This is a genomic window from Aerococcus sp. L_32, assembly GCF_050689315.1.
The window spans coordinates 1-2,609 of sequence record NZ_JBOEQF010000281.1; the positions used below are offsets into that span (position 1 = coordinate 1).

Annotated in this window: 3 protein-coding genes and 1 pseudogene; all 4 read right to left on the reverse strand. The window is 42.6% G+C overall.

The window, feature by feature from the left end:
• A pseudogene (locus ACRCJ0_RS11760) lies at positions 1-180 on the reverse strand (23S rRNA (uracil(1939)-C(5))-methyltransferase RlmD); the annotation flags it as partial.
• A 122-nt stretch (positions 181-302) separates the two neighbouring features.
• Positions 303-794: a DUF1456 family protein gene (locus ACRCJ0_RS11765; protein ID WP_016897240.1), complete on the reverse strand. Its 492-nt coding sequence runs from the start codon at positions 792-794 to the stop codon at positions 303-305.
• Between the two features lie 36 nt (positions 795-830).
• The gene (locus ACRCJ0_RS11770; protein ID WP_431390530.1) at positions 831-1,415 is read right to left on the reverse strand and encodes a sugar O-acetyltransferase; all 585 of its coding nucleotides are present in this window, start codon (positions 1,413-1,415) and stop codon (positions 831-833) included.
• A 25-nt stretch (positions 1,416-1,440) separates the two neighbouring features.
• Positions 1,441-1,563 (reverse strand): hypothetical protein, encoded by a 123-nt coding sequence (locus ACRCJ0_RS11775; protein WP_431390531.1) that lies wholly within the window; start codon positions 1,561-1,563, stop codon positions 1,441-1,443.
• Between the last annotated feature and the right edge of the window lie 1,046 nt (positions 1,564-2,609).

The following is a 2,609-nucleotide window of genomic DNA, read 5'->3' on the forward strand; positions in this document are numbered from 1 at the left end:
ATTGGGCACAGTCACGCGAACTTTGTCGCCCGGGACGACATTATCGATAAATAGTAGTAAATGTTTTCCATGGGGGCCTTTTTCTGGCGGATGGATATAGCGCACAAAACCCACGCCTGTATGGTCCAGTTTCTCAACTGTTACCTCAAGAACTTCTGTTGGATATAGATCTTTCTTCAATGTTTCACACCTCTTCTGGCAATTGTCAAGAAATTATAACAGTTTATACGAAAAAAGACTAGGTTTCCCCAGCCTGATTTCTACTATTATCTACTATTATCTACTATATATGGGACGGTAATTTATTCCCCACGATAGCGCATTTTCAACCCATTTAGGAAGTTACGTGCGTACCGGTCGCCACATGGTTTGTAGTTGCGGTGGCCTTCTTTACGTAAGACGGCACCTAATTCACTTTTGGTTAAACGGCCGCCAGCATCTTCCATGATTTCATGCAAATCTTCTGTGGTCAATGACAAGGCAATCTTCATTTTCTTCAATAATAGATTGTTGGCATTGTCGTCAGTTAACTCTAGCTTTGGTTCCGGGGCCCCTTCACGGACGCCACGTTGGGAAGTGATAATCCCATTTAAAAAGCGTTCAAAGTGTTCATTGTCTAAGACTTCTTCATACTCACGCTCATACTCGTCTTCACTAGTTCGCGTTGAAGTAGTGAAGGCACGTACTTGATCAGCTGTGACACTTGCCCCACCCATGTCAAAAATTTTTACAACATCTTCGTCTTTGATATCTAAAGCATAACGCAAGCGCGTTAGTCGGTCATTATTATTCATTTTATCTCAACCTCTCTCAATAACTATTATAACAGATTAACCGTCACGGCGAGCATCTGCTTCAGTGATTTCACGGATTGGCTTACAAGGGTTACCAACTGCAATCATGTTGGCTGGGATATCTTTTGTGACTACTGAACCGCCACCAATGACAGTCCCGTCCCCAATCGTTACACCGGGCATGACTTTCACGCCACCACCAAACCAGACGTTATTGCCGACTGTAATGGGTTTGGCGTATTCTAATCCCTTGTTGCGGCGGTCTGCATCTAGCGGGTGACCAGCTGTATAAAAGCCACAGTCTGGTGCAACAAATACGTTATCTCCAAATGTAACTTTAGCCCCGTCTAGGATAACTAAATTGTGGTTGGCATAAAAATTTCCCCCGATTTCAATATTGAAACCATAATCACAGTAGAATGGCCCCGCAATTTCAAATCTCTCGCCCGTTTTGCCTAGTAACTGGCGGATAATGTCTTGTCCCTTTACTTTTTCACTGGGCCGTGCATGATTAAAGTCATAACACAATTCCTTGGCATCCGCTCTGGCGTCTATTAATTCCTGGTCATAGTTGGCGTCATAAATCAGCCCAGCTATCATCTTTTCTTTCTCAGTTGTCATCAATTGATACTCCTTCAAATTTCTGTTATTGATTTTTAGGCATAGAAACTGGCAATTTCCCAAAGGCGGCCGTCTGGATCTTTGAAATGACCCTGGTAACCCAGTCATGGGATACAGGTTGGCTTAGAATGGTCCCACCTGCTGCCACTACTTAGGCTAGGATGTCTCCCACCTCTTCTGGGCTTTCGGCCTAGTAGGTGATGGACGTTGAGGAAATTTGGTCGTTGCTATTGACTTGCCCGGCGCATTTATCATGGTCTGTTCGCAAGGGTAAGCCCAGGGTCAGTTCCCCTTGCAATTGGAAAAGGGCAAAGCCGCCCTTTATGCTCATTATAACAAAGACTGTTGTCACGGAGAAATGAGACAGCAAAGTTTGCCTTGTCATTTGATTTGAAAGATTCTGCGGACTTGTGAATGGTTTCGGGTAGCATTTTGGCTTAAAAAAAAGCCGAGACCAAGTCTCGACCTTTCGTCTTGCGCCAGCTAAATTAGCGCTTGTTCTTTCCCATATGGAGTTTATTGACAATCATTGGGGCAACAACAGTGGCGGTAATGGCTGTCATCAAGGCTTGGGCTGTGGCTAAGGTGACGTCACCTGGAACGTCTGTTGCAAGGTACAGCGGGTGACATGCTGGCTACCGTGGCAATGGATACGCCGGCTATCCTGTCATATTTTAAGATTTTGGTGTCGATGAAGTACGTAATTGGCAGCGAATTTTAAAGATGAATAAAAATGCCAAATGTGACTGATAAAAGCTTAAAAATATCGGTTTCAGCGACTTTTCAAAACTTATTTTTAGGAAATCGGATACTTTCTGTGTATCTAACTTTGTAAAATTTTGCTGGGTTATTTTCACAAAGTGTTTTAATTTAAAGGTTAAAAAGATAACCACCTAAAGTATAGCACCTTAAGTGGTTATCTTGAGAATATTTATACAATTTTATTGGATTTCGTTAGAAGATAAACCGCTTGATAGCAAAATGAAAAAGACCTCCATCAGAACAGGATTTCCCCTGTTTTTGGAGGTCTTGCTTATTTAGATAATTTCTCAAAAATTAAGCTGTTGCTTTTTGTTTGCTGTTTGCGTATACAGAGGCTGCGACTGTTACCGCAAAGTACAGGGCTAATAGTCCTATGAAGACAGTATTTTCACGCAAGAAGTCAAAGGCCATCATGTGTACAAGTGTAGCAGT